This window comes from Gloeothece verrucosa PCC 7822, from assembly GCF_000147335.1.
GTDB classification, from domain to species: domain Bacteria; phylum Cyanobacteriota; class Cyanobacteriia; order Cyanobacteriales; family Microcystaceae; genus Gloeothece; species Gloeothece verrucosa.
In genome coordinates this window covers 4,483,536-4,507,169 of record NC_014501.1, presented here as the reverse complement: position 1 = coordinate 4,507,169, position 23,634 = coordinate 4,483,536, and the positions used below count along the sequence as shown (strand labels likewise).

At 38.7% G+C, this 23,634-nt stretch carries 27 protein-coding genes and 1 tRNA gene; 15 read left to right on the top strand and 13 right to left on the bottom strand.

Features of this window, described 5'->3' with window-relative positions; all coding sequences use genetic code 11:
• Positions 1 to 17: 17 nt before the first annotated feature.
• On the top strand, positions 18 to 1,067 hold the full coding sequence (gene csaB / locus CYAN7822_RS20025; protein ID WP_013324072.1) for a polysaccharide pyruvyl transferase CsaB: 1,050 nt from the start codon (positions 18 to 20) through the stop codon (positions 1,065 to 1,067).
• A 49-nt stretch (positions 1,068 to 1,116) separates the two neighbouring features.
• Positions 1,117 to 2,058: a phosphoribulokinase gene (locus CYAN7822_RS20020; RefSeq protein WP_013324071.1), complete on the top strand. Its 942-nt coding sequence runs from the start codon at positions 1,117 to 1,119 to the stop codon at positions 2,056 to 2,058.
• A 38-nt stretch (positions 2,059 to 2,096) separates the two neighbouring features.
• Here CYAN7822_RS20020 and CYAN7822_RS20015 read toward each other — a convergent pair whose 3' ends face one another.
• A complete protein-coding gene (locus tag CYAN7822_RS20015; RefSeq protein ID WP_013324070.1) occupies positions 2,097 to 4,823 on the bottom strand; it encodes a CBS domain-containing protein in 2,727 nt (908 codons plus the stop codon).
• A 241-nt stretch (positions 4,824 to 5,064) separates the two neighbouring features.
• Between CYAN7822_RS20015 and CYAN7822_RS20010 the strand changes: the two genes are divergently transcribed.
• Entirely contained in the window at positions 5,065 to 6,015 is a 951-nt protein-coding gene (locus CYAN7822_RS20010; protein WP_013324069.1) for a DNA integrity scanning protein DisA nucleotide-binding domain protein, read from the top strand.
• Positions 6,016 to 6,051: 36 nt separating this feature from the next.
• Here CYAN7822_RS20010 and CYAN7822_RS20005 read toward each other — a convergent pair whose 3' ends face one another.
• From CYAN7822_RS20005 to tnpA, 3 genes are read right to left on the bottom strand one after another with little or no spacing between them, the layout of a single operon-like run.
• The gene (locus CYAN7822_RS20005) at positions 6,052 to 6,525 is read right to left on the bottom strand and encodes a DoxX family protein (protein ID WP_013324068.1); all 474 of its coding nucleotides are present in this window, start codon (positions 6,523 to 6,525) and stop codon (positions 6,052 to 6,054) included.
• Between the two features lie 30 nt (positions 6,526 to 6,555).
• Positions 6,556 to 7,095 carry a DUF4385 domain-containing protein gene (locus CYAN7822_RS20000; RefSeq protein ID WP_245602610.1) on the bottom strand — a complete coding sequence of 180 codons (540 nt, stop codon included), beginning with the start codon at positions 7,093 to 7,095 and terminating at the stop codon, positions 6,556 to 6,558.
• A gap of 53 nt (positions 7,096 to 7,148) precedes the next feature.
• Positions 7,149 to 7,559, bottom strand: coding sequence for an IS200/IS605 family transposase (tnpA, locus tag CYAN7822_RS19995; protein WP_013322995.1), 411 nt, complete (start codon positions 7,557 to 7,559; stop codon positions 7,149 to 7,151).
• A 46-nt stretch (positions 7,560 to 7,605) separates the two neighbouring features.
• Here tnpA and CYAN7822_RS19990 point away from each other — a divergent pair, with 46 nt between their 5' ends.
• Both CYAN7822_RS19990 and CYAN7822_RS19985 read left to right on the top strand, forming a co-directional pair.
• Positions 7,606 to 8,898 carry an RNA-guided endonuclease InsQ/TnpB family protein gene (locus tag CYAN7822_RS19990; protein WP_013322994.1) on the top strand — a complete coding sequence of 431 codons (1,293 nt, stop codon included), beginning with the start codon at positions 7,606 to 7,608 and terminating at the stop codon, positions 8,896 to 8,898.
• 264 nt (positions 8,899 to 9,162) lie between these two features.
• Entirely contained in the window at positions 9,163 to 10,353 is a 1,191-nt protein-coding gene (locus CYAN7822_RS19985; RefSeq protein WP_013324066.1) for a DUF4336 domain-containing protein, read from the top strand.
• A 163-nt stretch (positions 10,354 to 10,516) separates the two neighbouring features.
• On the opposite strand, the gene CYAN7822_RS19980 is transcribed toward CYAN7822_RS19985, so the two are convergent.
• Positions 10,517 to 10,831, bottom strand: a complete 315-nt coding sequence (locus CYAN7822_RS19980; RefSeq protein ID WP_013324065.1) for a hypothetical protein — start codon at positions 10,829 to 10,831, stop codon at positions 10,517 to 10,519.
• A gap of 310 nt (positions 10,832 to 11,141) precedes the next feature.
• Here CYAN7822_RS19980 and dacB point away from each other — a divergent pair, with 310 nt between their 5' ends.
• Both dacB and CYAN7822_RS19970 read left to right on the top strand, forming a co-directional pair.
• On the top strand, positions 11,142 to 12,059 hold the full coding sequence (gene dacB, locus CYAN7822_RS19975; RefSeq protein ID WP_013324064.1) for a D-alanyl-D-alanine carboxypeptidase/D-alanyl-D-alanine endopeptidase: 918 nt from the start codon (positions 11,142 to 11,144) through the stop codon (positions 12,057 to 12,059).
• 99 nt (positions 12,060 to 12,158) lie between these two features.
• Positions 12,159 to 12,983: a hypothetical protein gene (locus tag CYAN7822_RS19970; protein WP_013324063.1), complete on the top strand. Its 825-nt coding sequence runs from the start codon at positions 12,159 to 12,161 to the stop codon at positions 12,981 to 12,983.
• 5 nt (positions 12,984 to 12,988) lie between these two features.
• Here the strand turns inward: CYAN7822_RS19970 and CYAN7822_RS19965 are convergent, their stop codons facing one another.
• Together CYAN7822_RS19965 and CYAN7822_RS35855 are read right to left on the bottom strand one after the other, a co-directional pair.
• Complete coding sequence (locus tag CYAN7822_RS19965; RefSeq protein WP_013324062.1) at positions 12,989 to 14,431, bottom strand: hypothetical protein; 1,443 nt, start codon at positions 14,429 to 14,431, stop codon at positions 12,989 to 12,991.
• Between the two features lie 51 nt (positions 14,432 to 14,482).
• Positions 14,483 to 14,641 (bottom strand): YqaE/Pmp3 family membrane protein, encoded by a 159-nt coding sequence (locus CYAN7822_RS35855; RefSeq protein ID WP_013324061.1) that lies wholly within the window; start codon positions 14,639 to 14,641, stop codon positions 14,483 to 14,485.
• 626 nt (positions 14,642 to 15,267) lie between these two features.
• Between CYAN7822_RS35855 and psb35 the strand changes: the two genes are divergently transcribed.
• The 3 genes from psb35 (at position 15,268) to CYAN7822_RS19950 (ending at position 16,410) form a co-directional block, all read left to right on the top strand.
• Positions 15,268 to 15,498, top strand: a complete 231-nt coding sequence (gene psb35 / locus CYAN7822_RS19960) for a photosystem II assembly protein Psb35 (RefSeq protein WP_013324060.1) — start codon at positions 15,268 to 15,270, stop codon at positions 15,496 to 15,498.
• A 49-nt stretch (positions 15,499 to 15,547) separates the two neighbouring features.
• Entirely contained in the window at positions 15,548 to 15,859 is a 312-nt protein-coding gene (locus CYAN7822_RS19955; RefSeq protein WP_013324059.1) for a hypothetical protein, read from the top strand.
• A 347-nt stretch (positions 15,860 to 16,206) separates the two neighbouring features.
• Positions 16,207 to 16,410: a hypothetical protein gene (locus CYAN7822_RS19950; RefSeq protein ID WP_013324058.1), complete on the top strand. Its 204-nt coding sequence runs from the start codon at positions 16,207 to 16,209 to the stop codon at positions 16,408 to 16,410.
• 258 nt (positions 16,411 to 16,668) lie between these two features.
• Here CYAN7822_RS19950 and CYAN7822_RS37795 read toward each other — a convergent pair whose 3' ends face one another.
• The 4 genes from CYAN7822_RS37795 to CYAN7822_RS19935 all read right to left on the bottom strand — a co-directional run bounded on the left by CYAN7822_RS37795 (position 16,669) and on the right by CYAN7822_RS19935 (position 18,661).
• A complete protein-coding gene (locus tag CYAN7822_RS37795; RefSeq protein ID WP_013324057.1) occupies positions 16,669 to 16,824 on the bottom strand; it encodes a hypothetical protein in 156 nt (51 codons plus the stop codon).
• Between the two features lie 305 nt (positions 16,825 to 17,129).
• Positions 17,130 to 17,855, bottom strand: coding sequence for a photosystem II repair protein Psb32 (gene psb32, locus CYAN7822_RS19945; protein ID WP_013324056.1), 726 nt, complete (start codon positions 17,853 to 17,855; stop codon positions 17,130 to 17,132).
• 108 nt (positions 17,856 to 17,963) lie between these two features.
• A complete protein-coding gene (locus tag CYAN7822_RS19940; protein WP_013324055.1) occupies positions 17,964 to 18,308 on the bottom strand; it encodes a 4a-hydroxytetrahydrobiopterin dehydratase in 345 nt (114 codons plus the stop codon).
• An 11-nt stretch (positions 18,309 to 18,319) separates the two neighbouring features.
• Positions 18,320 to 18,661, bottom strand: coding sequence for a hypothetical protein (locus CYAN7822_RS19935; protein WP_245602608.1), 342 nt, complete (start codon positions 18,659 to 18,661; stop codon positions 18,320 to 18,322).
• A gap of 97 nt (positions 18,662 to 18,758) precedes the next feature.
• On the opposite strand from CYAN7822_RS19935, the gene CYAN7822_RS19930 reads away from it, so the two are divergent.
• The 3 genes from CYAN7822_RS19930 to CYAN7822_RS40520 all read left to right on the top strand — a co-directional run bounded on the left by CYAN7822_RS19930 (position 18,759) and on the right by CYAN7822_RS40520 (position 21,146).
• Positions 18,759 to 18,831, top strand: a tRNA-Ala gene (locus tag CYAN7822_RS19930).
• 418 nt (positions 18,832 to 19,249) lie between these two features.
• Entirely contained in the window at positions 19,250 to 20,989 is a 1,740-nt protein-coding gene (locus CYAN7822_RS19925; RefSeq protein ID WP_049802597.1) for a tetratricopeptide repeat protein, read from the top strand.
• On the top strand, positions 20,979 to 21,146 hold the full coding sequence (locus CYAN7822_RS40520) for a hypothetical protein (protein ID WP_425365325.1): 168 nt from the start codon (positions 20,979 to 20,981) through the stop codon (positions 21,144 to 21,146). The genes CYAN7822_RS19925 and CYAN7822_RS40520 overlap by 11 nt, the downstream gene beginning before the upstream one ends.
• On the opposite strand, the gene CYAN7822_RS19920 is transcribed toward CYAN7822_RS40520, so the two are convergent.
• Together CYAN7822_RS19920 and CYAN7822_RS19915 are read right to left on the bottom strand one after the other, a co-directional pair.
• Entirely contained in the window at positions 21,143 to 21,553 is a 411-nt protein-coding gene (locus CYAN7822_RS19920) for a hypothetical protein (RefSeq protein ID WP_013324053.1), read from the bottom strand. The two genes, CYAN7822_RS40520 and CYAN7822_RS19920, sit on opposite strands and share 4 nt — an antisense overlap.
• 62 nt (positions 21,554 to 21,615) lie before the next feature.
• Positions 21,616 to 22,191, bottom strand: coding sequence for a PAS domain-containing protein (locus CYAN7822_RS19915; protein ID WP_013324052.1), 576 nt, complete (start codon positions 22,189 to 22,191; stop codon positions 21,616 to 21,618).
• A 266-nt stretch (positions 22,192 to 22,457) separates the two neighbouring features.
• Here CYAN7822_RS19915 and CYAN7822_RS19910 point away from each other — a divergent pair, with 266 nt between their 5' ends.
• Positions 22,458 to 22,874, top strand: a complete 417-nt coding sequence (locus CYAN7822_RS19910) for a hypothetical protein (RefSeq protein WP_041933322.1) — start codon at positions 22,458 to 22,460, stop codon at positions 22,872 to 22,874.
• Between the two features lie 196 nt (positions 22,875 to 23,070).
• Positions 23,071 to 23,361, top strand: coding sequence for a PIN domain-containing protein (locus CYAN7822_RS39105; protein ID WP_049802596.1), 291 nt, complete (start codon positions 23,071 to 23,073; stop codon positions 23,359 to 23,361).
• Positions 23,362 to 23,634 lie beyond the last annotated feature (273 nt).

Genomic DNA, 23,634 nt, shown 5'->3' with positions numbered 1-23,634 from the left:
GCAACAGGGAAAAAACTATGCAGGCGCTTATCTGCGGCTATTACGGCAAAGGAAACGGAGGAGATGAAGCCCTATTAGTCTCCCTCTTGCAAATGTTACCCAAAAAAATCAAGCCCATCGTCCTTTCCAATAACCCTAGCCAAACTCGTCAACGCTACGGAATAGAAACTTGTCCGGCTCGTTCGGCTTTTGCCATCTTGCAAGCTTTCCAACAATCCGATATTTTTATCTGGGGAGGAGGCAGTTTAATGCAGGATGTCACCAGTTTTGCCAGTCCCTTCTATTATGCCGCTTTAATGGGTTTAGCACAGCAACAGGGCTTAAAAACCGTCGCTTGGGCGCAAGGAATTGGCCCCTTAAAACGTCCTACCACTCGCTGGTTAACCGAACAAGTTTTGCGGGGATGTACCGCCGTCAGTGTCAGAGACTCGCAGTCAGCGACATTAGTCTCTCAGTGGGATATTTCGCCGCTTATTGCTCCGGACCCGGTTTGGGCGCTAGAATCAAAACCGGTGCAAGGATTATGGGATTTACCCGCGCCGAGAGTAGCGCTAAATTTACGCAGCCATCCCCAGTTAACCCCGCAACGCTTAGAGGTTCTTACCCAAGCGTTAATTGATTTTCAAAAAGCCACTAATGCCTTTATTTTATTAGTCCCGTTTCAAGCTTCTCAAGATTTAGCCATTGCGCGTTCTATTTCTGCCCGTCTTCCCCAGTCTCATAAGATTATGACTTTAGATGATCCCAGAGAGTTAAAGGGTTTATTTAAAGGGGTGGAGATGACCATAGGAATGCGCTATCACAGTTTAATTATGGCAGGTGCAGAAGAATGTCGTTGTTTTGCCCTTAGTTATGACCCCAAGGTAAGCCGCTTGATGCAAGAGTTAAATATTCCCGGCTGGGAGTTGGCAGAACTGCCTGAAGACCCCAATGTTATTAGTACGGCTTGGTTAGAGTGTTATGCTAATGGGGATGCTTTAAGTTCTGCTCAAATTCATTCGTTAGTTGATCGCGCTTTGATGCACCAAGAGTTATTAAAGTTTGTGAGCGATTTTGAGACGGATTAATATTATAATTCTGGGTAATAGAAGCAACGATTTTTTTATCAAGAAAACAATGACTCATCGACCTATTATACTAGGTATTGTTGGTGATAGTGCTGCTGGCAAAAGCACCTTAACCCAAGGAATTGCTCAAATTCTAGGAAAAGAAAAAGTTACCATCATTTGTACTGATGATTATCACCGTTATGATCGTCAACAAAGGTCAAAACTTGGTATTTCTGCCCTACATCCCGACTGCAATTACCTCGACATTATCGATCAACATTTAAGTTTACTAGGAGCCGGACAAGCCATTCTCAAACCAATCTATAATCACGATACAGGACAGTTTGACCCACCTGAATACATTAAACCCCAACAGTTTATTATTGTGGAAGGGTTGCTCGGTTACTCAACTCAGAAAATGCGGGACAAATACGATGTTAAAGTGTTTTTAGCGCCGCCGGAAGAGTTGCGAACCAGTTGGAAAATTAAGCGCGATACTCGCAAGCGAGGTTATACTGAAGACGAGGTTCTCGAACAACTACGAAAAAGAGAGCCAGACTCAGAAGCTTATATCCGTCCTCAGCGCCAATGGGCCGATGTAGTGGTCACTTTTTATCCGCCTAGTAATGAAACTCAACAAAGTGATGTGGCCTTAAATGTTCGCTTAGTCTTGCGGCCGACTATTCCCCATCCTGATTTTAGTTTGATTTTAAATCCTAGCGGCAATCATCTTGGCCAAGCTATTCGTTTAGAACTCGATCGAGATATGGGTAAACCTGTGGATGTGCTGCAAGTAGATGCTCATACTACTGTAGAACAAGTCAGAGAATTAGAGCGTATTTTCTGCAACGAAGTGCCCTATCTTAAGTCTTATTGTAGTCTAGAAGGCAATGAAGACATCGGTAAACTGGTGGGAACCACAGGCGAAATTCTTCAAAGTTATCCTCTTGCTTTAACTCAACTTCTCACTACTTACCATATGCTTAAAGCCGCCAACGTACAACCTTAAATCTCTCAAAAAAGATTTGATTGATACCGGCTAATTTCCTACAACTTTTGGGCAGTTTTTTCAGTAATATTTGTGACAAATTCCACCGATTCTTCTCGATTCATAATTTCCCCATCTAAGGTAGCGATTAATAGCTGATCCAAAATCTGTTTAAACTGTGGTCCGGGTTTATATCCCATCGCTTTTAAATCATTGCCATCTAAGAAAGTTTGTATTTTAGACCATTTCGTTAAATACTGCCAGATCCGATGACGTTCAAGTCGATCACTTCTTGCCGCTACAATGATTAAGCTTGGCACTTTATACTGACGTAATAATAAAAAAATCTCGCTTATTTTATCACATTTTTTGAGATTTTGTTGCACTGAGTTTTCAATTTTTTCTAAATCTCTTAAACGTTCTATACTATCTTTGGGTAACTGAAGATTAGCCGCTATTTGCTCCCGTTCATCAGGCTTTAAAGCAGCAATTAAAACCTCTAATCTAATTAACCAATGACTAAAATGATTTTCTGAATCGAGACACTTTAACCAGCGAGACACAAAACGAATTTGCCACCATAAATTAGCGTCTAAAACCAAATTACTATGTAAACACCGCAAGGCTCCTAAATTAGATAATAATTGTAAAGCCGGTTTCCAATAAGCCGCTTCTAAAATATAAGTTAATTCCGCTCTTAATCGGGTGGTTAAAGCCGGGGCGGGATGATTTTCTAAACGCAATCGATCATACACGCCGCTACAAATAGCATAACGGATATAATCTTCGGTATGAGGGTCTATTTTAAACCCTAATCTTACCGCAAAGCGCACCGCTCGATAAATGCGCGTCGGGTCTTCAATAAAACTATTGGCATGAAGCACCCGAATTTGCTGCGATCGTAAATCTTCCACCCCACCAAAAAAGTCTAATAATTCTCCTTCCCTCGGAGAAGTTAAACGCACCGCTAAGGCATTAATGGTAAAATCCCGACGATAAAGGTCCTGACGAATAGAACTCGCTTCAACTTGGGGATTAGCCGCCGGATAGGGATAAAATTCGGTTCTAGCGGTGGCAATATCGATCATTAAAGACCCTAATTGAGCATCTTTGTGCCAGATTAACGCCGCCGTTTGAAATTCTCCATGCACCGATAAGCGCACCTGGGGATAGATTTCTTGTAACTGATTAGCTAATTCTACCCCTGCACCCACATCCGCCGCACGATGAAACCCATCCACCACTAAATCAATATCTTGTAAGGTCAGGGTTTCTTCTCCAGGCGCTAAAAGTAAATCTCGCACGGCTCCCCCAACTAAGTATAAATGCCATCCTCTTTGATGGGCTTGTTGGGCGGCAGTTTGTAACAATTTCCAGATAGGAGGATGAAGACGATGGCGGAAGGAGGGTAATAAACAAGATATCAGGGGCGTTTTTTGAGTTAAGCGTTCTTTTTTCTCTAAACGATCTTGATGAATTTGCCGCAAAACATCAGTACGGGTAACAATCCCCATTAATTGCCCATTTTCAACGACCGGCAAGCGTCCTAAATCATAAGTGACCATTAAATCTTCAATTTCTGGTAAAGAGGTATCCGGGGTGATGGTTTTGGGATTGCGGGTCATGTATCCTTTAACTGGGGCATGACTAAAGCCATGATGCAAGGCTAAATCGATATCTCGTCTTGATATAATTCCCACTAACTGATCATTTTCATCCACTACCGATAAACCCGAATGACCATAACGAAATAAAACCCGTTGTGCTTGTTCTATAGTGGTATCAGGGCGAATGGTTCGCACAGGAGAGGACATTAAATCTCTGGCGCTGAGGGGTTGAGGAATAGTCTCTATCAGTTTTTCCACTAATTGGTCTAACATTTGTGCCGGTTCCACACTTCGAAAAGTGACTGAAGCGGCTTGAGAATGTCCACCCCCCCCAAAAGGTGCAAATAAATCATTTAAATTAACTTCATCTATATGACACCTGCCAATCAGGGTTAATCTTTTTTCGCTATGATCATCTTTTTGTCCTTTACTATAAGCATGACCAAACAATAAGGCATCACTTTCACTTAATTCGAGCAAACGTTCTGCCAGATTCGAGAGTCCTGGGATAAAGTTTTCTGTAGTGAGTAAGATCCAGGCGACTTTATACCCTCGCACGTTGGTTGTATTTAAACGATCTAAAGCATCTGAAAAGAGTTGTTGCAGTTGAGGGGTAAAACCCGGTTCAGCATATTCAGCAATAATTTTGACATTGGCACCTTGAGTCATTAACCACGCTAAAGCATAAGCATCACGAGGGGTAGTTTGATCGAAGGTTAAAGAACCGGTGTCGACATGAATCCCCAAGGCCATGACGGTTGCTTCGATGGGGGTCAGTTGTAGTTGCTGTTGTTGTAGTCGTTCTACAATTAGGGTAGTGGTTGCGCCTATCGCTTCTATATATTTTTCAGTTGCCGGAATATCCGACTCGCCATCGAGATGATGGTCATAGATTTCAATGGCATTGAGTTGAGGTAAATCAAACCAATTAGCGGCTTTTCCGAAGCGATCACGCCATTGATTATCGACGACGAAAAGAGAGCGAATTTGTTCGGGGTTGACACTTCGTTGTTCAATTAAGGCTAATTCATCCCGATGTAAGGCTAAAAAATCCTTGACGGTGGGATGCGCTCCCCCAGTTAAAACTATTCTACTGCCAATTTTAAGACGTGATAATCCTACTGCTGCCCCGAGTGCGTCAAAGTCTGCGGTCTGATGACATAAAATTAAGTCGAGCATGATTTAACCGTTTATTGCTGGCCCCTTTCTTTAATATTGTCTCAAAATAGCCGATTAAACACACTCGCCTACAAGACAGATGGGTAAGGAAATCCGCTATTATAAATCCCTAAGAGTATCACTCTCACTCACCCTTATTAGAGGGGTTGGGGGATTAATCTTCTTACTGGGGGGGGTTGTAGGGCGATTAAATGCCGCATTATAGAAATTAACTATAAATATTTTAAGCTAGGGGGTGTCTGTGGTATTTCTCAAAGAAGAACTTGAGTTAAGTGGGATTTCTGCTTGTGTTCCTGAATTTATCACCTGTGATTTATTGAGTCAAGAATTAGATTATGCACTACGTCCTAATGTTCACGAAAGAAAAATTCAACCTTATGGATTTATTTTTTGTAACTCTTATGACTCGCCTATTTATCAACAGCTTACTTCATTGCTCTTTTTTGATTTAGATGAAGCGAGAAAACTGGCTGATGGCTGTCATAGTTTTTTAGTCTTTGCTAGAGGACAATTTAAAGGGTTGTTAATTTTAGAGCAAGCGGCTGATACTGAATTAAAACTCTATCAACTTCACGAAGATTTTCAAGCGGTGATCTGTACCACAGATAGATATGGCGTGACGAAAGTTATCTGTCGAGCCGGAGTTTTTATTCATGAGTATCGTCGCTGGAGAAGAAAACCCTCAGTTAAACTGATCATGAAACAAATTCAGTTGGAAATTCCTGAAGGCGATCCGGAAATTTTACAAAGTATATTAGAATTTTGTTTTCATGATTTAAGTCCTCGCAATATCGGAACGACAATTGTCTGGTGTCTCGCTGACAACATTCCCTCAGAGGTCAAAAATTTATTGCCTAATACCAGTTTAGGTAATGTCAAAAAAGAGGTAGAAGTTAAGATTAATTCTACTCCTGATTTGCCCATTTTACGACACATTTTGACCTTTACAGATGGGGCAATGTTAGTTGACAAACAGGGAACGATTGTTGCTGTTGGCATTCATCTTAAGTATTCAGAAAATAGCCGCCAAATGATCGGAACCTATAAAGGAACACGTCATACTTCAGCGAAACGGTTTTCTTATGATTTTCGCAAAAGTCTAATTTTTGTCGTTTCCGATGATGGTCCGGTGACCATTTTTTACCAGGGAATAAATATAGGAAATTTAGAAGAATGTTCTTGTGAGCGCTAAGGGTCATAATTCTTGAAAATATCATCTCATCTTCTTCTAAATTCTTCTTCGGCGGCTTTGTTGCAACAACCAATCTAAAGAAAAAAGATTAAATCCATTGCCAGCGACCAAGATAAAAAAGACTAAACAGTAAACAAGTTGACTGGTAGCTGTTTCCCAGTTCTGCACTAAAGTAATCCCATACATTAAAATTGCCATCAATCCAAAGCCAGTTAATAAAGCCGCTTGGGTGTAGAGTCCAAACATCACTAACAAACCGACGATTAATTCTACAATAGGCACTAAAAAAGAAGTCCCTTTGACTAAAAAACTCGGTAAAAAAGTATTTTCAAACATTTTCGCCATTCCTTCGGCAAAACCCGGAATATTGCCTAGGCGAGTAAATCCGTGATTAAAAAAATTAATGCCTAAAATTATGCGTAAAAAAGCGTATGCTGTAACTAGATCTCTCCGGCGTAATCCAATGCTGGAGTCAGAAAACAATAAGGATCTATATCGAGATGTTAACATAATTTAATCGAATAAAATGGACTGGATTTATTATATAAGATTTTTATTATTAGAATTCTGTTCATACATTTGCTGATGTTTTTTCTTTAATTCTAGATATTTTGGCTGTAGTTTCGCCTGGCACCATTTCTCTTTAAAAATAGCGGCTGATTGGGCTTTAATCGGATCAACGTCATAGGGTAAAATTTCGCGCTTTTCTGGCTTTTGAGGGGGATTACTGTCAGTTTTTTGAGTTTTATCTTTATATTTGCGCCCACTCTTATGATTAGCGTATCGACGCGCCCGAGTATATCCCATTTGAAGAAATTTCCGAGCCATGTCAGCGCCGACAAAATCATCTTGATTTAAGTAATCTAAAAACATATTATAGATGATTTCACTGGATTGTTTGGCGATTTCGGGCGTTTTAAAGCGCCAATGGGGAAGAATTTCAGATTTATAGGGTTCAACTAATAAGACTCCTTGTTCTCCTCGGCCAATTCGATATAATTCAGGGGATTGACGAAAATCAATTTTATCGAAGTCAAGAGAGTAATCAAACATAAAAAATAGTGAGCGAGGGTTAGCCATCCGTTTTAACGGGTGGCTGTCGAGCGAACGGAGGGGTTTTAACAAGAGCGTATCTATTTACCCCTCTGGGTTTCAATATATCTCTTGACGGTTTCAGTCGATACATTGCCGGCGGTGCTTACAAAATAGCTCGGAGTCCACAGAGTAGGAATTTTTAATAGCTCAGGAAATTCTTTTCTTAAGATATGAGATGAACGTCCTTTGACCTTCTTCATGATAGCACTCGGAGCATGAGTCGGATCTGTGTTAAGGAAAAGATGAACATGATCTGGCATTATTTCTAGTGCTATCAACCTCCAATCATTTTCTTGACATAACCCAAAAATAACATCCTGCAATCTTCTAGCAACATCTCCCACTAGCACCGGCTTCCGCCTCTTGGGACAGAAGACGAAATGATAATTGATAAGGCTTACCGAATGAGGGTTTCGCCTATACTCTTCTTTTTTGTCATAGGTTGCCATTTGTTTCTAAATAATGTATAATAGACTAATTTTAATACACTTTACTATGTACGGATGCCAACAAGTTTTAATTAACTCACCTCCCGATGTGATGGCAGTTTTAGAATATGTTTGCTCGGAAGCCAATAAACTCTATAACTGTGGACTTTATTACGCGAGGCAAATATATTTCAAAACCCATCAATATATCGGCAAATACACGCTAGATAAACAACTCAAATCAAATCTACACTTTAAAGCCTTGCGTTCTTGTGTGGCTCAACAGACGCTTAGAAGCGTCTATGAAGCATTTGTGTCTTATTGGAAACTTCTGTCAATGTGGAAAAGAGGCGAGTTACCCGATAAACCCAGAATTCCTAAATACAGAAAAAAGGGATTTTATCAATTTGTTTACCCGAAGCAATGGCTTAAGTTAATCGGTAACGAGATTAAATTCTCGCTAGGAAAGCAGGTAAAAACATGGTTTAAATTAGATAGTTTTTCTCTCCCAATGCCATCTAATTTACGCTTTGAAAATATCAAAGAAGTTAGAATCATCCCTAGAAATCGATGTTTTTATGCTGAATTTGTTTATCAATTAGAAATCCAAGATCAAGGTTTAAATCAAGACAATGCACTCGGTATAGATCCAGGATTGAATAATTGGTTAACTTGCGTTTCTAATGTAGGCACATCTTTTATTCTTGATGGTAAGCATTTAAAATCAGTTAACCGTTGGTATAACAAGCAGGTATCAACAATTAAAGAAGGAAAGCCTCAAGGATTATGGTCTAATAGATTAGCTAAAATAACCGAGAAGCGCAATAGACAGATGAGGGATGCTGTCAACAAAGCAGCGAGAATAGTGGTTAATCATTGTTTAGATAACCACATTGGTACTATTGTTTTTGGTTGGAATGATGAGGTTAAAAAGGAGATAAATCTAGGTAAGAAAAATAATCAGTCTTTTGTCTCAATTCCCACTGCTAGACTCAAGAATAGAATCGCTCAACTGTGTGAACTATACGGTATTAGGTTTATTGAGACAGAAGAAAGCTATACCAGTAAAGCAAGTTTTTTAGATGGTGACATTATTCCCGTTCACGGTGCAAAACCCGAAGGTTGGAAGTCATCAGGTAAAAGAACAAAAAGAGGATTATTTCGCACTGGTAATAATTGGTATATCAATGCTGACTGTAACGGTGCGGCGAACATTATCCGAAAAGTAGCCACAACGCTCAATTTAGATTTGAGTCCAGTGAATAGGGGCGTTTTGACTCGTCCCCAGAAACTAAAATTCTGGTCAGCTAAGAAGACGCTTCGCAACGGTGTTTTAACCCGTTGCGAAGCATCCGCTTAGAATCCGCGTTGTTTTAACACGCGGAGAAGTCAAATATAACATCTACTATCAATGTCCAACGGGGCAATTTTTGGCCAAACCGCTTTCTAGAGAAACCATAGAGTTACTGTATAATGTAATGAACAAAATCCTATTGCGAACAGCGCTTAAAGCCAAAAATAAGAGCCTAAAAAGATTCTAACTCTTAAGAGTCTGACAGATTTAGGCCAGTAGGAGTAAATTGTCCTTAACGGAGTGACAAAAAGTCTGAGAACAGCACCACTAATGCAGGGGAAACAGATTAATCAGTATAACCATCCTAGAGATTTGTCTTGGCCGTTTTGGCCGGTAGTACCACTTTACCCTTATGGGAAACGACGAACCATCCGTACTGAAGTTGTCAAAGATCAAGTCTGGACTTTTGAGCAAATACAGGGCATTTTATACGTCATTGTGCCGATTCGGATGAGTGTCATTAAACTCTCAGTAGGGGGACTTTTAGTTTATGCACCAGTGGCCCCAACACCAGAATGTATCAGACTGGTGAGAGAGTTAGAAGTTCAACATGGTGAAGTGAAATATATCATTTTGCCGACCATATCAGGGATAGAACATAAGGTTTTTGTCGGCCCGTTTGCGCGATATTTTAAATCCGCACAGGTTTTTGTCTCTCCAAACCAATGGAGTTTTCCGCTTAATTTACCGTTGAGTTGGCTTGGTTTCCCCGGAAAACGCACCCATTTTCTACCGTTTGATAGTAGCCAAACGCCCTTTGCTGATCAGATCGATTATGCTATCTTAAAGACAATTGAGTTGGGGCCTGGACAATTTCAAGAAGTGGCGTTATTTGATAAGCATTCGCAGACTTTATTGGTCACTGATTCGGTGCTTTCTATACCCGAAAATCCCCCGGCAATTGTGCAACTTGATCCTTATGCTTTGCTGTTTCACGCTAGAGATGATGTATTTGATGTGGTAGCTGATACTGAAGCAAATAGACGTAAAGGATGGCACAAAATTTGTTTGTTTGCTCTTTATATTCGCCCAAGCACTCTAGAACCTGTCGGATTAGTAGAATCTTTACGAGAAGCTTTAAGAGCGCCTGATCGCTCAAAACAAGCTTATTTTGGTTTATTTCCTTTTAAATGGAATTATGATTGGCAAGAGTCTTTTGATGCTTTGCGAAGGAACAAAACGCTGTTAGTGGCACCTATTCTACAAACTCTTATTTTTAATCGCGCTCCTCAAGAAACTCTCCAGTGGGCCGAACAGGTGGCCAAATGGAATTTTCAGCGCATTATTCCTTGTCATTTAGACTCTCCGCTTGAAGTTGAAGCGGCTGAGTTTCGAAGGGCTTTTTCGTTTTTAGAAAATCCCTCTAATTCCTCTTTACTCGAGTCAGATTTAACCTTTTTGAAAACGGTTGACAAAAATTTGAGCCAATGGGGTATTGTACCTACTTCAAAAACCTGGTAGAGGTCGCGGTGCGTTACGCTACCCTGTTTCAGCTAAAAATGTGCTTTAAATGTCCGCAGAGATCGCGGTGCGTTACGCTACCCTGTTTCAGCTAAAAATGTGCTTTAAATGTAATGTCGGCAGAGATCGCGGTGCGTTACGCTACGCTAACACACCCTACTTGTTAAATATGACCTTCTCTTTCTTTTTGGAGAGCGATGGCAATTTTTGCTGGTAATTCAGCTAGATGGGTGCTAATCTTCTCATCAGAAAAAGGCGAAACAAAGGTATAACAAGGGTCACACTCTCCATCATCAAATACTTGAATTACCCATTTATCGGGCAAGTTTTTGATTCCTATTTCTACAATTGACCACCAGCTATTGGGAATTTTCCGGGAATTTACTACCCTAAACCAGTCTTGATCCTGGGTGGGTAATTCCCACTCTTCCATTAAAAAGTTTAGCGCCGCTTTTTCAGCATCTAATAAGGAAAACATTTGACAACTTCCGAAAAAACTAGGGTTTCGTATTTTGAGGACTTGGGGCTAATTAACAATTTAAAAGACAAATTTTAAATTTTCTAGTTATTTTTATCATGACCGAATAATCGAATTTAATTCTGTCTATTTAGCTACCTTTTCTCTTGCTCTATATAACCTCTAGCCGCATTTCAAGGTAGATTGCCTATTGACATTTTGTACTGATTCCTTTTTGTCACGAATAAATAATAATTTTCTCATAATGATCATTTACATCCATCTAAAGTGATAAAATATAGCGATTTGTGAGGAAATCCAGAGCCTAAGTATGTTTAAAAAAAAGACTTATTGGTTAAATTCTTTAACAATTTTAACTTTAGCTACCACTAACTGCGTTAATCCCGCTATTGCTAATGAAATCAGTCCGACGACCACCACTGATTATTTTAATGGGGACTCATCCATAGAGATTTTTGTCCCACCCCCAGAAAATCCGACAATTCCCCCGAGAACCCCCATACCGCAACAAAGAGGCGGCGGGGTTTGTTCAGCCCTTTTAGAGCCATCGATCAATGCTATTATCGGCAAATATCCCAACAATTGGGGAATTGAGGTGGAGTCTTTGACTGATGGGACGGTGCTTTATAGCCACAATGCCGATAAGTTTTTTATCCCTGCTTCTAATACTAAAATCTTTACGAGTGCCGCCGCGCTACAGAGGTTGGGCCCTAGTGCGGCTATTGGCAGTAAATCCCTCAAAGATTGGATTACTTTTATGAATCTGGTCAGTAATAATTATTATGCAGAAACTTTAATGCGTCGTGTGGGGGGTCCGGCTGAGGCGAAGGCGGCTTTAAGTGAATTAGGGATCGATCCAAATGGCTATCGTCTGGCGGATGGTTCGGGTTTGTCTCGTAGAAATGTGGCCACTCCCAGGACGATTACTTCTATTCTACGGGCGATGTATTATTCTCCCCAAAAAGATGTTTTTTATGGCTCTTTACCCGTGGCCGGGGTGAGTGGAACTTTGAGAAACCGTATGCGCCAAACGGCGGCTCAAGGGGCTGTTTTTGCTAAGACGGGTACCTTAAGCGGCGTGAGGGCACTATCGGGTTATATGAATCATCCTCAATATGGAATGCTGGTGTTTAGTATTGTGGCGAATTATCCTTTTGAATCAAGAGCTTTAGTTAGTTCGATTGATAAAATTGTTCTGCAATTGAGTATGTTGACTCCTTGTGAATAAATCTAGTTTAAACTGTAAATTTTTTTGAATTATCCCCTTGAGAAATGGGATTAACTTTAAACTAGAAAACAATATCCTGATTCACTGAGCAGACTGATCATGAAACTATCTCAAATCTTGCTTGAACCTCTGTATCATTATTTGAAACGAGTTCGGGCAGTAACAATAGGAACTATTCGACAAAAAGAGGAGTATAGTCTATTAGTACGTCCTCAATATGCCTATGGACTTCTCAAAGCGGCAGATATAGCCAAATATTTTGGAAAACGGAAAACCACTGTTTGTGAATTTGGCGTGGCAACCGGTAACGGTCTTTACAATATGATTGATTTAGCAGAAAAGATCTCGTCTGAGACGGGAGTTGAGTTTCGTATTGTTGGCTTTGACACCGGCGAAGGCCTACCAGAAGTATACGGGTATAAAAATCATCCAGAATTTTGGGCACAAGGTGATTACCCGATGACAAACAAGGAAAAATTAATCGAGAAAATTGAAAATCGTGCTGAATTAATTTTAGGCGACATTAAAAATACAGTAAATTCCTTTATAAATAGTTGCGATCCCACTGCACCAATTGGTTTTATTTCCGTTGATGTTGATATTTATACGTCCGCTAAAGATAGTTTAAATTGTTTATTAGGAAGCCCTGAAATATATAATCCAGCAGTGAGTATATATTTCGACGATATTACTCACTTCTTTGCTAATAAATGGTGTGGAGAATTAGCGGCAATAGAAGAATTTAACAATGAAAATGAGTTCCGAAAAATTGATCAAGATAGAAGCCAGAGACACACAGAAAAAAAATGGTTCGAAAAAATGTACACTTGTCATATTTTGGATCATGATGTCCGCAATAAACCGCAGTCTGACAACCAGATTAGATCAATGTATAGTGGTTTGCCCATAGGCGTATTTAAGTAATCATTTTAATTTATTCGTAACGTAGCCACATAACGAATTTGTTCCGCTTCTTCTAAAATGGCTTCGGGATCGTGTTGTGTTGAACGTTGCACATAATTAAGTTTTATCTCTTCTAATAACTCAGACATCAGGGTTTTGAGTTCAGTTTGATTGAGTTTATCCTGTAATTCTTTTTGTAGAGCCGCTTTAAAATTTTGAGAGAGTTCATCAAACAATTGCCGACCTCTTATGTCAGAATAAGAATTAGTAATCAGTTCGACTGTTCCCCCGGCTAAATAATCTGCTAATTGTTGTATAGCTTCTTTGGGAAAAGCGTCTATTCCGGGAATATTTCTTAACCCCTGATAAAAATCAGATTGAATGACACTTTCTCGTAAACTATGACGCAATAAAGCCTCTAAATCAGGTTTGATTTTAGGCAAAATGTTATAAATAGTCAATTGAAGTAAACGATCAATGATGGCATCAGCTTTATCAACTGAACTGACTTTAATATAAGGTTGGGGTTCTAGTAAAGTGCGGCTAATGTCTCCATTGCTTATAGCGTCTTTAGTTTGATTAATCAAGCGTACCATTAAAAAATTAGAAATACGATCCGATAAATAAGCCGCAGGTTCATAAGTTAACTGTCCTAAGATCCATTCTAGATTAACCAAACGAGACTGATGTAATTTAACAATCAGAGGAATAATTCGCAACCAACGCCAAAAGGGTAAGAAAAAAAAGCCTTCATACCAACGTCTTAGCAGAATTTTCCCAAACCCCTGCTCTGAATGCTGCTTTTTTCGTAAAATGGTTTTTCTTAAAAATTCTAGGGCAAAGAAAATCATAAACCATCGATCAATTTTCCAGAAATTATCCTCTAATTGCCCCTGCTCATTGAGAGCGCGAAAGTAAGTTTTATGTAAAAGAGGTCTAATTTGCTCGTTAAAAAAATCTAGCTCTTTTTCTGTTCCCAGTTGAGCTAAATTTTCTGCACGCCAAAATTTACTAAAAGCTAGATTAGCTGGGGTGCGGAACGAGTTCCGCACTGATGGAGTATCCGTATGCGCTTGTATTTCACGCTTGATTTTTGCTAATATCCCTATTTGATTAGAGATTAAAAAAGAAGGATCATCTAGAATAATCAGACTTTCTTGGCGTAGGTTTTGCAGAAGTTTTTCTGTAGCCGCTTCTTCTAACCCTTGTGTATTGATTTCTGCGGCTAAACGATCAACTTGGTTTAGATAATGATTAATTTGGGCATCAGGAAGAATGCTTTTCACTGGATCATAAACTGATACAACAGCAGGTATATATTTTAGATAAAAATGCCTAAAAAAAATATAAGTCTCATTGAAGACTACTAGAGTAAAATTTACTAAAGCGATAATCGCTACAAACCTAATCCACCAATGACCTGTGGAAGGACTGGCTTTTTTTCCTAATAAGTAGGGCTTTTGTGTCATCCGCTCAAATCAAAGATAATCTACCGGCTTTTAGCTTCTATTTATTCGCTTTTATTTTCTAGCGATTACCCATATTGCATGGACAATACCCGGTATATATCCCAGTAAAGTTAAGAGGATATTGATCCAGAAATCTACGCCAATACCCACTTGAAGAAATACTCCCAGTGGCGGTAAAAAAATTGCACAAATAATACGAATAATATCCATAAAGAATCCTGTTTAAAAAAATAATACACCCGAGTCAAAAAAATTTATGGGTGAATTCCCGTAATTTGTTTTGATGATGTTATGTAGTCGGACATAAATAAAGTCCACTGTGTCAAGAATTGTAAAACGCCTACAACCCTTCTCCATTGCCCATTCCCCATTGCCCATTCCCCAAACTCGCAGTTAACTTTAATTTTGTCCAGGTACTTATTTATTTCATTCTGATAAAATTAATCCCCTATTTCATCTACCAAGTGGGATATTTAATTTAAGTTTCTCGGGGTACCGATTGCATGAAGGCTCTGAAAATTTTTATCTATAGGTGGGCTACCTGTGGCGGCCAAGACAGAAAAATAGGAGTTAGCTGTTATATTTTGATTCTCAACTCGGTCTAGTTTTAGATTTTAACTGAGTAGTCTTAGGTACTGTCTTTGGGTTTTTTAATCATGACTAGCTATTTATTTGATCAATAAAAAACACCTAAGTCTTTAGATAGAGAAACCCGTGCTGTCAACTCATTCTAAAAGTAGAGAATTGTTGATAACTAAAGATAGATGTATTTGTTACTGGTTTATTTTTATGATTGGGAAAGATAAAAAATTAGTTAATTGACAGAGGTCAACTAGATGATAAGTTTTTTATTTGCCGTTTCCGATATTACCACTAATGCGGCTAACGCACCTCATTTTCCTTATTCAGCAACCCTATCTTTAATTGTTGGTTTTATTGCGGCTGCAACTATTGGTTCTATTGCTTGGTATAACTCTAAGCGGCCCACTGGATGGGAAGACAAGGAACGTCCGGATTTTGTTCCTGATGTTGATAAGTCCGACTTTATTGCCGAAACTGATAAGTAAAAATTTAATTGTTTAAGACTAAAAATATTATTAGTAGGAGGATTTTTTCATGAGTACAGAAGCTAAACCAGGCCCGAATTATGATAGACATTTAATTGATGCTGAATCAGCCGCTCGTATGGAAAGAGAAGGGGAAGCCTTTAAACAAATCCCCAAGAAAAACGAAGATATTGATACCACCGGGGGGATGACAGTTGACCGAGAAGGGTTACTCAATAACTTTGCCATCGAACCCGAAATGTATGTTAATGAACCCGGGGACTTGAGACAAGAAGAAGAAGCTGACAAAGTTCAACGCGCTCAAGAACTACAAGAAGTTAATCAAGAAGGTGGCAAACATAGAGGCCAAGGTCTTGTCTAAATTAGGTATTCATTTTATCTGACAAAGTTTCATTCCCTTTCTAACTAGCTGAGTTTTATCTCAAAAGCCTGGCCAATGAGCTAGGCTTTTTTACTGTTTAATTATAAATTAAAAAAAAGTTAAAAATAGCCCGAACGGATGATGGACTCTACGAAAGGGTTATATTAAGCTATAGTTAAGGGTGGGGATCAACTAAAAAAGGTTTAAATTTTATTTAACTATTTTTTTTCTTAATTAAATATCGTAGCTCGGAGTGAGTTTTTGAGTTTCCTTTTCCCGGCTAATAGATTTTTAATTATCCCATAATTTTTTTTTTTCAAAATGTTTTAATGTAGGAGAAATTTCAAATGTACGAAGATTTTAACTATATCACTGATGAAAACTTCTTAACCAATTATTGGAGAAAAGAAAAAATTATGTGCCCTTACTGTCAAGGCAGAGGAAAACTTTCCTTTGATAGCGAAGAAGAGTTGATCAAGTGTCATTTATGTCAAGGCACAGGTTGGGTTACTAATCAACAATATAAAGAGTCCCTCTGTCTTGACGTTTAGTTTAAGGGGAGCAGGCATAAAGATTTTTTAATAAGACCCCGCCCTTAAACTCAGATCTTGCACCAATTTATTTAAAACCTTCTCAAATCGGGGAAAGGTTAAAGGGGAAGGGTTAAAGGCGATTTTATCCTTTACTCATTCCCCATTCCCCAAAAAAGCGTAGATACCGAACTGCTGCAAGATGTGAGTTAAAGAGAGTGGGGTTTAAATTAAACCTGTGCTGCCTTATAAAAAACGCAGCCGCTTTTAAGAACAATTTTATTCTTGATATCGCCTTTGAAGAACTGTTTCCATTTGCTGTCTTACGGCTTCTGCCCAGATAGCAAAATCAAAGTTTTCATCAACTGGATTAATAGAAGGCGATTGGCTCTTTGAGCGTTTTTTTAACTTTTGAAATTTCTCTGGATAAACCATTAGAACCCCTAAGAAAATTTTGTGTATTACTTTTTAAAAGTCGTTTGCACAATAAAAGTTTTTTATTTCTTTTTAAATTCTTTCATATATTGATTTCAATAGTAGCCAAAGCTTAACAAAAATGCGAAAAAAGAAATTAAGCTTAAAACTCCTGTGAGTTAATACTTTCTCTTTTTAACTTTTTGTTAAGCTTTGAGGATACGGCTAGAATTTTTGGCTTAATTTTGGAGATTCTTGCTAGATTTTGGCGACATTATTGAAATTGAGTCAAGACGTGATCGGTAACGTCTCTACTTTAATGGGGATTACTTACCCGGGAAACCCACATACCAAAAATAAGTAACCATTGGGATAATCGTCGCTAAAGCGAGTATAATAATCACCCAAATTGTGGAATTAAAATCATCTGTCTCTTCGGCACTGGTAAAAGTGCTTTCAATACTAGCTTCTTCCACTTGAGGCGGTCCTGGATCGGGTTGACCGGATAAGACGGCAACTAGACGATTACCAGCATCAAGTATGGCCTGATTATATTTGGCTCCATCGCGCAAAGGAATGGCTACAGTTTCAGATACTACGCTTTGAACAATATCATCCCCGAGAAGAGATTTCACCGCTTCCCCTCTACGGATAGCCACATTGTTAGAAAGGGTATCGATAACCAGAACTGTTTGGTGAGCTTTTTCTTCTGGGGTGGGATACCAGCGATCAAATAGCTGATCCGCAAAAGAATCAATAGTCTCATCAAAGTTAAGACGACGAATAATCACCATTCGCACCTCATTAGCGCTTTCTTTGGCCAATTTTTTCAACTGGCCGTTAATTTTGCCTTCATTAGCAAGGCTAATCACATCGGCTTGATCCACTATCCAAGTAGACGAACCACTATTTAAAACGGGTAAATCATAAACGCCTGTGGCGCATGCCGGTGCTATAAATAAGCCAAAAGCTAATAAAAGAGATAACAGAGGGATAATGAAACGTTTTAGCCCAAAATAATTGCTGTTACGACAAGTTGGAATCTGCATCATAACTAAAATTTCCCAGAATATATATTATATATTCCCATGTTTGCCGCCCAATGAGGTAGCTTGATCCCGACAGCAAGTCAGATGAGTACATCTAGAGGGGATGTTTATTTAAAGAGATTGTTTGATCTCGTCAGTTTTAGCCGCCATAATGAAATCATTTTTATGTAGCCCTCTGATAGCATGAGTCCACCAAGTGACGGTTACTTTACCCCATTCTGTCAATAAAGCCGGGTGATGTCCTTGTTTTTCGGCTTCGTCTCCTACTGCATTGGTAAAAGTGACGGCACTTTTAAAATCGGGAAACTTATAGACTTTCTCTAAGCGTTTTTCCCCTTCTATGTCGATCAAATTCCAATCACTGAGTTGGCTTTTATATTCTTGAATTTCTGAGTCAGTAGCCGCAGGGACATTTCCCTCGCAGGGAACGCATTTTTGTTGTTTGAGGTCTGTCATATAAAAATCGTTTAATTTTTAATAAGTTTACCGCGAGTTTGTCGTCGCCAAATAGTGAACCCTAAATTAATCAAGCTTACCAGTTTTTGCAACTGTTCTAATTGAAACCCTAACTGTTGGTAGTATAGTCTCAGGACATAAGTCCCTTGTTGTCCCTTGAGGACAAATTCAGGGGCACTATAAAAAATTCGATTAATACGACGTTCTACATAAGTTAAAGTTCGAGTTACTCTAATTAAAGTCCGCCGCAGCCGCCAGAGCCGCACGGCGATATAAATGTTTAGGACAGTTAGAGCAAGATTACAGGAAATAACAACAATTAACATTTTCCCGGCTTGTGAGTTGGGAGCCATATATTCAATAGTTTAATGGTTTTATCATCTTTTCCCACTGCCTTATCTAAATAGTTGAGTGGATGTGTTAAAATTGAAAGGTTGACTATTCAAGCTAGGGGAATTAGCTCAGTTGGTAGAGTGCTGCGATCGCACCGCAGAGGTCAGGGGTTCGAGTCTCCTATTCTCCATCACCCCAAAACCTTTTATACAATAGGGTTTGAGGAATTTAACAACTCCTACCCATGAGCATTTTAAGCAGATTATCCTCTCTCGGTTGGGTCATTTTTATACTGTTTGGGTAGAAAACGGGTAGAAAGTGGGTAGACGGTTTAGCCTCGATAGTTACTGACTCTCCTCAAGTTAATTATGGATACTACAAGAGCTACTAAAGGGACTGTTTCCGTTGTCGAAGATTTGTAAAGATATGAAAATTTTACGGTTATAATATTAGACAATTGCTTAGATTTTAGCGATAGCAATATGAGGATCAGGGCGTGGAAATTGCAACTTTGACGGCATTTATTAGTCCTTTTCTGCCGTTTCTATTCTTAGTAGTTTAATTAAAACTACTGAGGATCAAGAAATAGCCCAAAAAATTGTAGAGCAATGGAAAAAAGAATAGTCTATAAAACCCCCTATTGGATAAAGTCTGATGCTTTGACAGATTTTATTGATGAGTTGAGAGAAGCGGGATATAAGATAGGAGTTTCTCAATACATTGCCGCTCAAAAGCTTATCTTAGCCTTAATTGCTCAAGGTGAAGCATTGGATAGTCCAGAAAGTCTCAGAAGATTGTTAGGCCCTATTATTGTGGCATATAACCTGTCTTTAGAAGTATGTACCCGTGATAGCTTTCCAGAAGAATGGGCAAGAACACAAAATACTCTGGGGGATGCTTATAGAAATCGCATTCTTGGGGAAAGGGCAGAAAATCTAGAGTTAGCTATTGCGGTTTTTAACCTGTCTTTAGAAGTAAGAACTCGTGATAGCTTTCCTGAAGATTGGGCAAATACACAAAATAATCTGGGGATAGCTTATTGTCAACGCATTCTTGGGGAAAGGGCAGAAAATCTAGAGTTAGCTATTGCGGCTTTTAACCTGTCTTTAGAAGTCTATACCCGTGATAGCTTTCCTGAAGCTTGGGCAGCAACACAAATTGGCCTGGGGAATACTTATAGTGATCGCATTCTTGGGGAAAGGGCAGAAAATCTAGAGTTAGCGATCGCAGCTTTTAACCAGTCTTTAGAAGTATTTACCCCGACTGCTTTTCCCATAGGCTGTTTAATAGCAGGACGAAACTTAGGAGTTCCTGCTAACCTGATTGAAGACTGGGAAACCGCCATTAAAGGCTATAATTTAGCGATCGAAGCGGTAGAAAATACCCGACTCGAAGCCTTAAACCCCCAACGACAACAAGAAATCCTCTCAAATGCAATGGATGTTTATCATGGCATAGTTCAATCCTATCTCAACCTCAATCAAAAAGATCGCGCTTTAGAATACGTTGAACGCAGCAAAACCCGCTATCTAGTCCAATTACTTACCGAACGAGATATCTATCCTAAAGGTAATATCCCCCAAACGATTATTACCGAATTAGATCGCCTCCGTCGTGCCATTATTGGGGAAGAACAACACTTAGCCATCCAAGAACAAACCCGCACTTTAACCACAGATCAACAAAAACAACCCATCTTAAATGACTATACTCACCTCAATCATTTAAAACAAGAATTAAATCAACTCATTGACCGTAAAATAACCCCCATAGATCCGAATTTTAGCTTGACTCAAAAGGTTCAAAATATTCCCTTAAGTGAGATTCAAGCCTTAATTAATCAACAGACTGCCATTTTAGAATGGTATATTGCAGGGGATAGAATTATGGCGTTTATTGTTACTGCTGAAGTTTCGATTCCCCCTAACCCTGCTCCCGGAGGGGATTTGAATGAGAGTGAGGTAAAAGGGATTAAAGTTTGGCAATCTTCAGCAGAAGATAAAGAGAGTTTAATTAATTGGATTAATAGTTATCGCCAGGAATACGAAAACCATAAAACCGAGTGGATTAAAAATCTTAATTCTCGTTTAAATGAACTATCAGAAATTCTCCACATCGATGAACTTTTAGAACTTATTTCTCCCTCTTGTAATCGCCTAATCTTAATTCCCCATTGGTTTTTACATATTATTCCCCTTCATTGTTTACCCCTACAAAATGGAATATTCCTCTATCAACGCTTTTCCAACGGTGTAGGATACGTTCCCAGTTGCCAACTTTTAAAACTTGTAAAATCATCACAGAGGGCAAACTTTGAACCTCAGCAGCAGAAGATTAGTGAGAATTAAAAACAGCGCAAAATTTAAGCAATTACTTGATCAAGTATTTCTGAGTAAACGCGATCACAAAAAATTTCAAGACTTATTAGAAGCGGCGGTTAAACGTCAACCCTATCCCTTTGAAAATCCCTATTATTGGACAGCATTTATAGCAACAGGGATTTAACAGTGGGAAGAATTTTGACAAAACTTATCCATTCCTTCCTCTTGAATATAAATAGCAACTGGAGTCGATAAAAGTCCTGCTACTCCCGGCGGACACATAAAACATCCTGCGATAATATCTGTTAAAGGGGGAATAAGTGCAGGTAAATATTTTTCTCGCAAAGTTTCATACTTCGGTTGACAAATAGAATCACGACATTTATTAAGAACAATAACAAACCAACGGAAATCAGCATTATCTTCTACTCCTTCAATACCGTTACGAGTAGCAATAGATTCAGCCGCATCCGCTAAATCTCCCTCCCATTCTTCAATGACATCAAGCGCGGCTAAAGCGTCAGTATTATCAGCTAATTCAGCACGATATTTGGCAATTTGTTGCGGTGTTAATTGAATTTGATCTTCCATTGTGTCATCTTAAAGCTAAAACCATTTTTCTCATTATCTCACCTTATTAGCTTTTTGCGCCATTATTCTTCTGATTGCGTCTCATCCGTCGCCTTTCCGCGCTTATAATCTAAATTGATGTCAATAATCTCTAAATCCGGAATAGCATTGAGAATTGCATGATAATGGGTTTGTTGTTCTAGTAAAAATGCTTCTCGATTTTTCTGTTCGGTAATATCAGTAAGAGTGCCAATAAAGCCGATAATCTCTCCTGCTTGGTTATAATTGGCGATGGCCTGTACTAGATACCAAGTTATAGAACCGTCTGCTTGTAGGGTGCGGCATTCCCTTTTATACTCTGGGTTTCCTCCTTGGCGGCACTGTTCGATAAAAGTTATCCATGTTAAATATATTTGTTTAGTATCCGCAGGATGTAAGCTTTTTGTCCAACCTTCTTTCTCCATTTCCTCTGGGGAAATTCCGGTGATGGTTAGCATTTTCTGATTAAAATAAATACAGTGCCCTTGTTCGTCTGCATACCATATACCGATAGGGCTATGAGTTAAGAGCAAATAGTGAAAGTTACTTGTGCGATCGTGATTGAATCCTAGATTCAGGTATTGAATTGACTCATGATACTCGGCGTTAAATGTTCCCATCGGTAGCATCCCCTAACTTATTTAGATTGCCTTCTGATATTCTTTTTTGATGCGGTGATCAATTTATAACTCCCAAGACTGACTTATCAAGGCAGAAAAACACTAATAAATCTGACTCTCTGTTTCTTGATCAGCTAATCCGTCAAGTTCTCGCTCACCATAGCGATTTAAACCTGCAAATTTCATCTTTAGTCAAATCTCAGATTATCGAAAATTGGGACAGCCAAGATGAACCAGAGCATTTAAAAACGATCAGAAATTACCTATTGATTAATCCAGAAAGAGCTATTATTCTATTAGAAATAGATCAGAAAATTTTAGATAAAGGCTCGATTTTAGCCGATAATAGTCCTGAAAAAATGTATTTATTACTATCAGGATTAGTGGTTAAACAACAGGGAAAACTTCGAGTTAATAATCTCATCTATGCAGAAGTTTTTAATCTGAGTTGGGTTGAGCAAGAATTAGGGAAAGTAAAACTCGCTATAAATGCCCAAAAATTACCTCAGTCGCCTCAACCGATCCAGAAACAAGCTCAATTACCCTCCATAGCCGCTCCTTTAACGGGACAATCAGAAGAAATATGTGCAGCCTTTCTGGAGAATATAGACAATTTAAGCCTAGATCAACTTGAAGTAATTGCTCAGGCGATCATGCAACAAAAAAACAAAAAAAAACAGTAGAGAAATCTTTAGTCGAATTTATAAGCTTTTGTCGTGCGGCTTTCTGTCAATGCGTAACTCCTAAAGTGGTAGCCTTGGATGCCTTCAGTGCAGATAATAGCGTCGTTTTCTCCTCAGCGAACATTAAGATCACTGCACAAAGCGGCAAGAAATTCTATCGTCACATTAACTCAACTTGATCGCACGCCTTAATTTGATGAATGCTAACGTTCGGGATTGTTTGGTTACTGGTTATGAGTATCTCATTCCCACCTTGGAACTGCCCGATTCAGCCGATCGCCATGTTTTAGCGGCAGCCATTCAATGTAGTGCCCAGATGATCGTCACGTTTAATCTCAAAGATTTTCCGGCTTCAGTTCTGGAAGCTTATGGAATAGAAGCTATTCATCGATTTATTATTATTATTTTAGGGTTGTTTCTTGATTCTGAAATTCTGAACTGGCATTTTTTCAAGGTAGAGATGGCATTGATCTTAATCACTGCTTAAAGGTGATCTTAATTATTGAAAAAAAATCATAAATAAGATAGATTAAATATACAATTTGCTCTTCTATCCCATCTACGATAACTTATCAAAAAATGCTTCAAGGTCTTGATTAGGTTAAATTTTGTAAATTTTAAAACTCTTTTTTTGATTAAAATTATTTTTAAAATTTAAGAAATAGATTATCTAACAGGTTCTAATGGTATTTTTTAAATAAATTATTTTTTTTAACTATTGATTGTTTAAAAGGTTAACTCATCACTTTGAGATACAGGC

What these genes read in the sequence shown, in the direction of transcription:
- csaB (WP_013324072.1), top strand. Translation starts at nt 18, where the DNA reads ATGCAGGCGCTTATCTGCGGCTATTACGGCAAAGGAAACGGAGGAGAT.
- CYAN7822_RS20020 (WP_013324071.1), top strand. Translation starts at nt 1,117, where the DNA reads ATGACTCATCGACCTATTATACTAGGTATTGTTGGTGATAGTGCTGCT.
- CYAN7822_RS20015 (WP_013324070.1), bottom strand. Translation starts at nt 4,823, where the DNA reads ATGCTCGACTTAATTTTATGTCATCAGACCGCAGACTTTGACGCACTC.
- CYAN7822_RS20005 (WP_013324068.1), bottom strand. Translation starts at nt 6,525, where the DNA reads ATGTTAACATCTCGATATAGATCCTTATTGTTTTCTGACTCCAGCATT.
- CYAN7822_RS20000 (WP_245602610.1), bottom strand. Translation starts at nt 7,095, where the DNA reads ATGGCTAACCCTCGCTCACTATTTTTTATGTTTGATTACTCTCTTGAC.
- tnpA (WP_013322995.1), bottom strand. Translation starts at nt 7,559, where the DNA reads ATGGCAACCTATGACAAAAAAGAAGAGTATAGGCGAAACCCTCATTCG.
- CYAN7822_RS19990 (WP_013322994.1), top strand. Translation starts at nt 7,606, where the DNA reads ATGTACGGATGCCAACAAGTTTTAATTAACTCACCTCCCGATGTGATG.
- CYAN7822_RS19985 (WP_013324066.1), top strand. Translation starts at nt 9,163, where the DNA reads ATGCAGGGGAAACAGATTAATCAGTATAACCATCCTAGAGATTTGTCT.
- CYAN7822_RS19980 (WP_013324065.1), bottom strand. Translation starts at nt 10,831, where the DNA reads ATGTTTTCCTTATTAGATGCTGAAAAAGCGGCGCTAAACTTTTTAATG.
- dacB (WP_013324064.1), top strand. Translation starts at nt 11,142, where the DNA reads ATGTTTAAAAAAAAGACTTATTGGTTAAATTCTTTAACAATTTTAACT.
- CYAN7822_RS19970 (WP_013324063.1), top strand. Translation starts at nt 12,159, where the DNA reads ATGAAACTATCTCAAATCTTGCTTGAACCTCTGTATCATTATTTGAAA.
- CYAN7822_RS19965 (WP_013324062.1), bottom strand. Translation starts at nt 14,431, where the DNA reads ATGACACAAAAGCCCTACTTATTAGGAAAAAAAGCCAGTCCTTCCACA.
- CYAN7822_RS35855 (WP_013324061.1), bottom strand. Translation starts at nt 14,641, where the DNA reads ATGGATATTATTCGTATTATTTGTGCAATTTTTTTACCGCCACTGGGA.
- psb35 (WP_013324060.1), top strand. Translation starts at nt 15,268, where the DNA reads ATGATAAGTTTTTTATTTGCCGTTTCCGATATTACCACTAATGCGGCT.
- CYAN7822_RS19955 (WP_013324059.1), top strand. Translation starts at nt 15,548, where the DNA reads ATGAGTACAGAAGCTAAACCAGGCCCGAATTATGATAGACATTTAATT.
- CYAN7822_RS19950 (WP_013324058.1), top strand. Translation starts at nt 16,207, where the DNA reads ATGTACGAAGATTTTAACTATATCACTGATGAAAACTTCTTAACCAAT.
- CYAN7822_RS37795 (WP_013324057.1), bottom strand. Translation starts at nt 16,824, where the DNA reads ATGGTTTATCCAGAGAAATTTCAAAAGTTAAAAAAACGCTCAAAGAGC.
- psb32 (WP_013324056.1), bottom strand. Translation starts at nt 17,855, where the DNA reads ATGATGCAGATTCCAACTTGTCGTAACAGCAATTATTTTGGGCTAAAA.
- CYAN7822_RS19940 (WP_013324055.1), bottom strand. Translation starts at nt 18,308, where the DNA reads ATGACAGACCTCAAACAACAAAAATGCGTTCCCTGCGAGGGAAATGTC.
- CYAN7822_RS19935 (WP_245602608.1), bottom strand. Translation starts at nt 18,661, where the DNA reads ATGGCTCCCAACTCACAAGCCGGGAAAATGTTAATTGTTGTTATTTCC.
- CYAN7822_RS19925 (WP_049802597.1), top strand. Translation starts at nt 19,250, where the DNA reads ATGGAAAAAAGAATAGTCTATAAAACCCCCTATTGGATAAAGTCTGAT.
- CYAN7822_RS19920 (WP_013324053.1), bottom strand. Translation starts at nt 21,553, where the DNA reads ATGGAAGATCAAATTCAATTAACACCGCAACAAATTGCCAAATATCGT.
- CYAN7822_RS19915 (WP_013324052.1), bottom strand. Translation starts at nt 22,191, where the DNA reads ATGGGAACATTTAACGCCGAGTATCATGAGTCAATTCAATACCTGAAT.
- CYAN7822_RS39105 (WP_049802596.1), top strand. Translation starts at nt 23,071, where the DNA reads ATGAATGCTAACGTTCGGGATTGTTTGGTTACTGGTTATGAGTATCTC.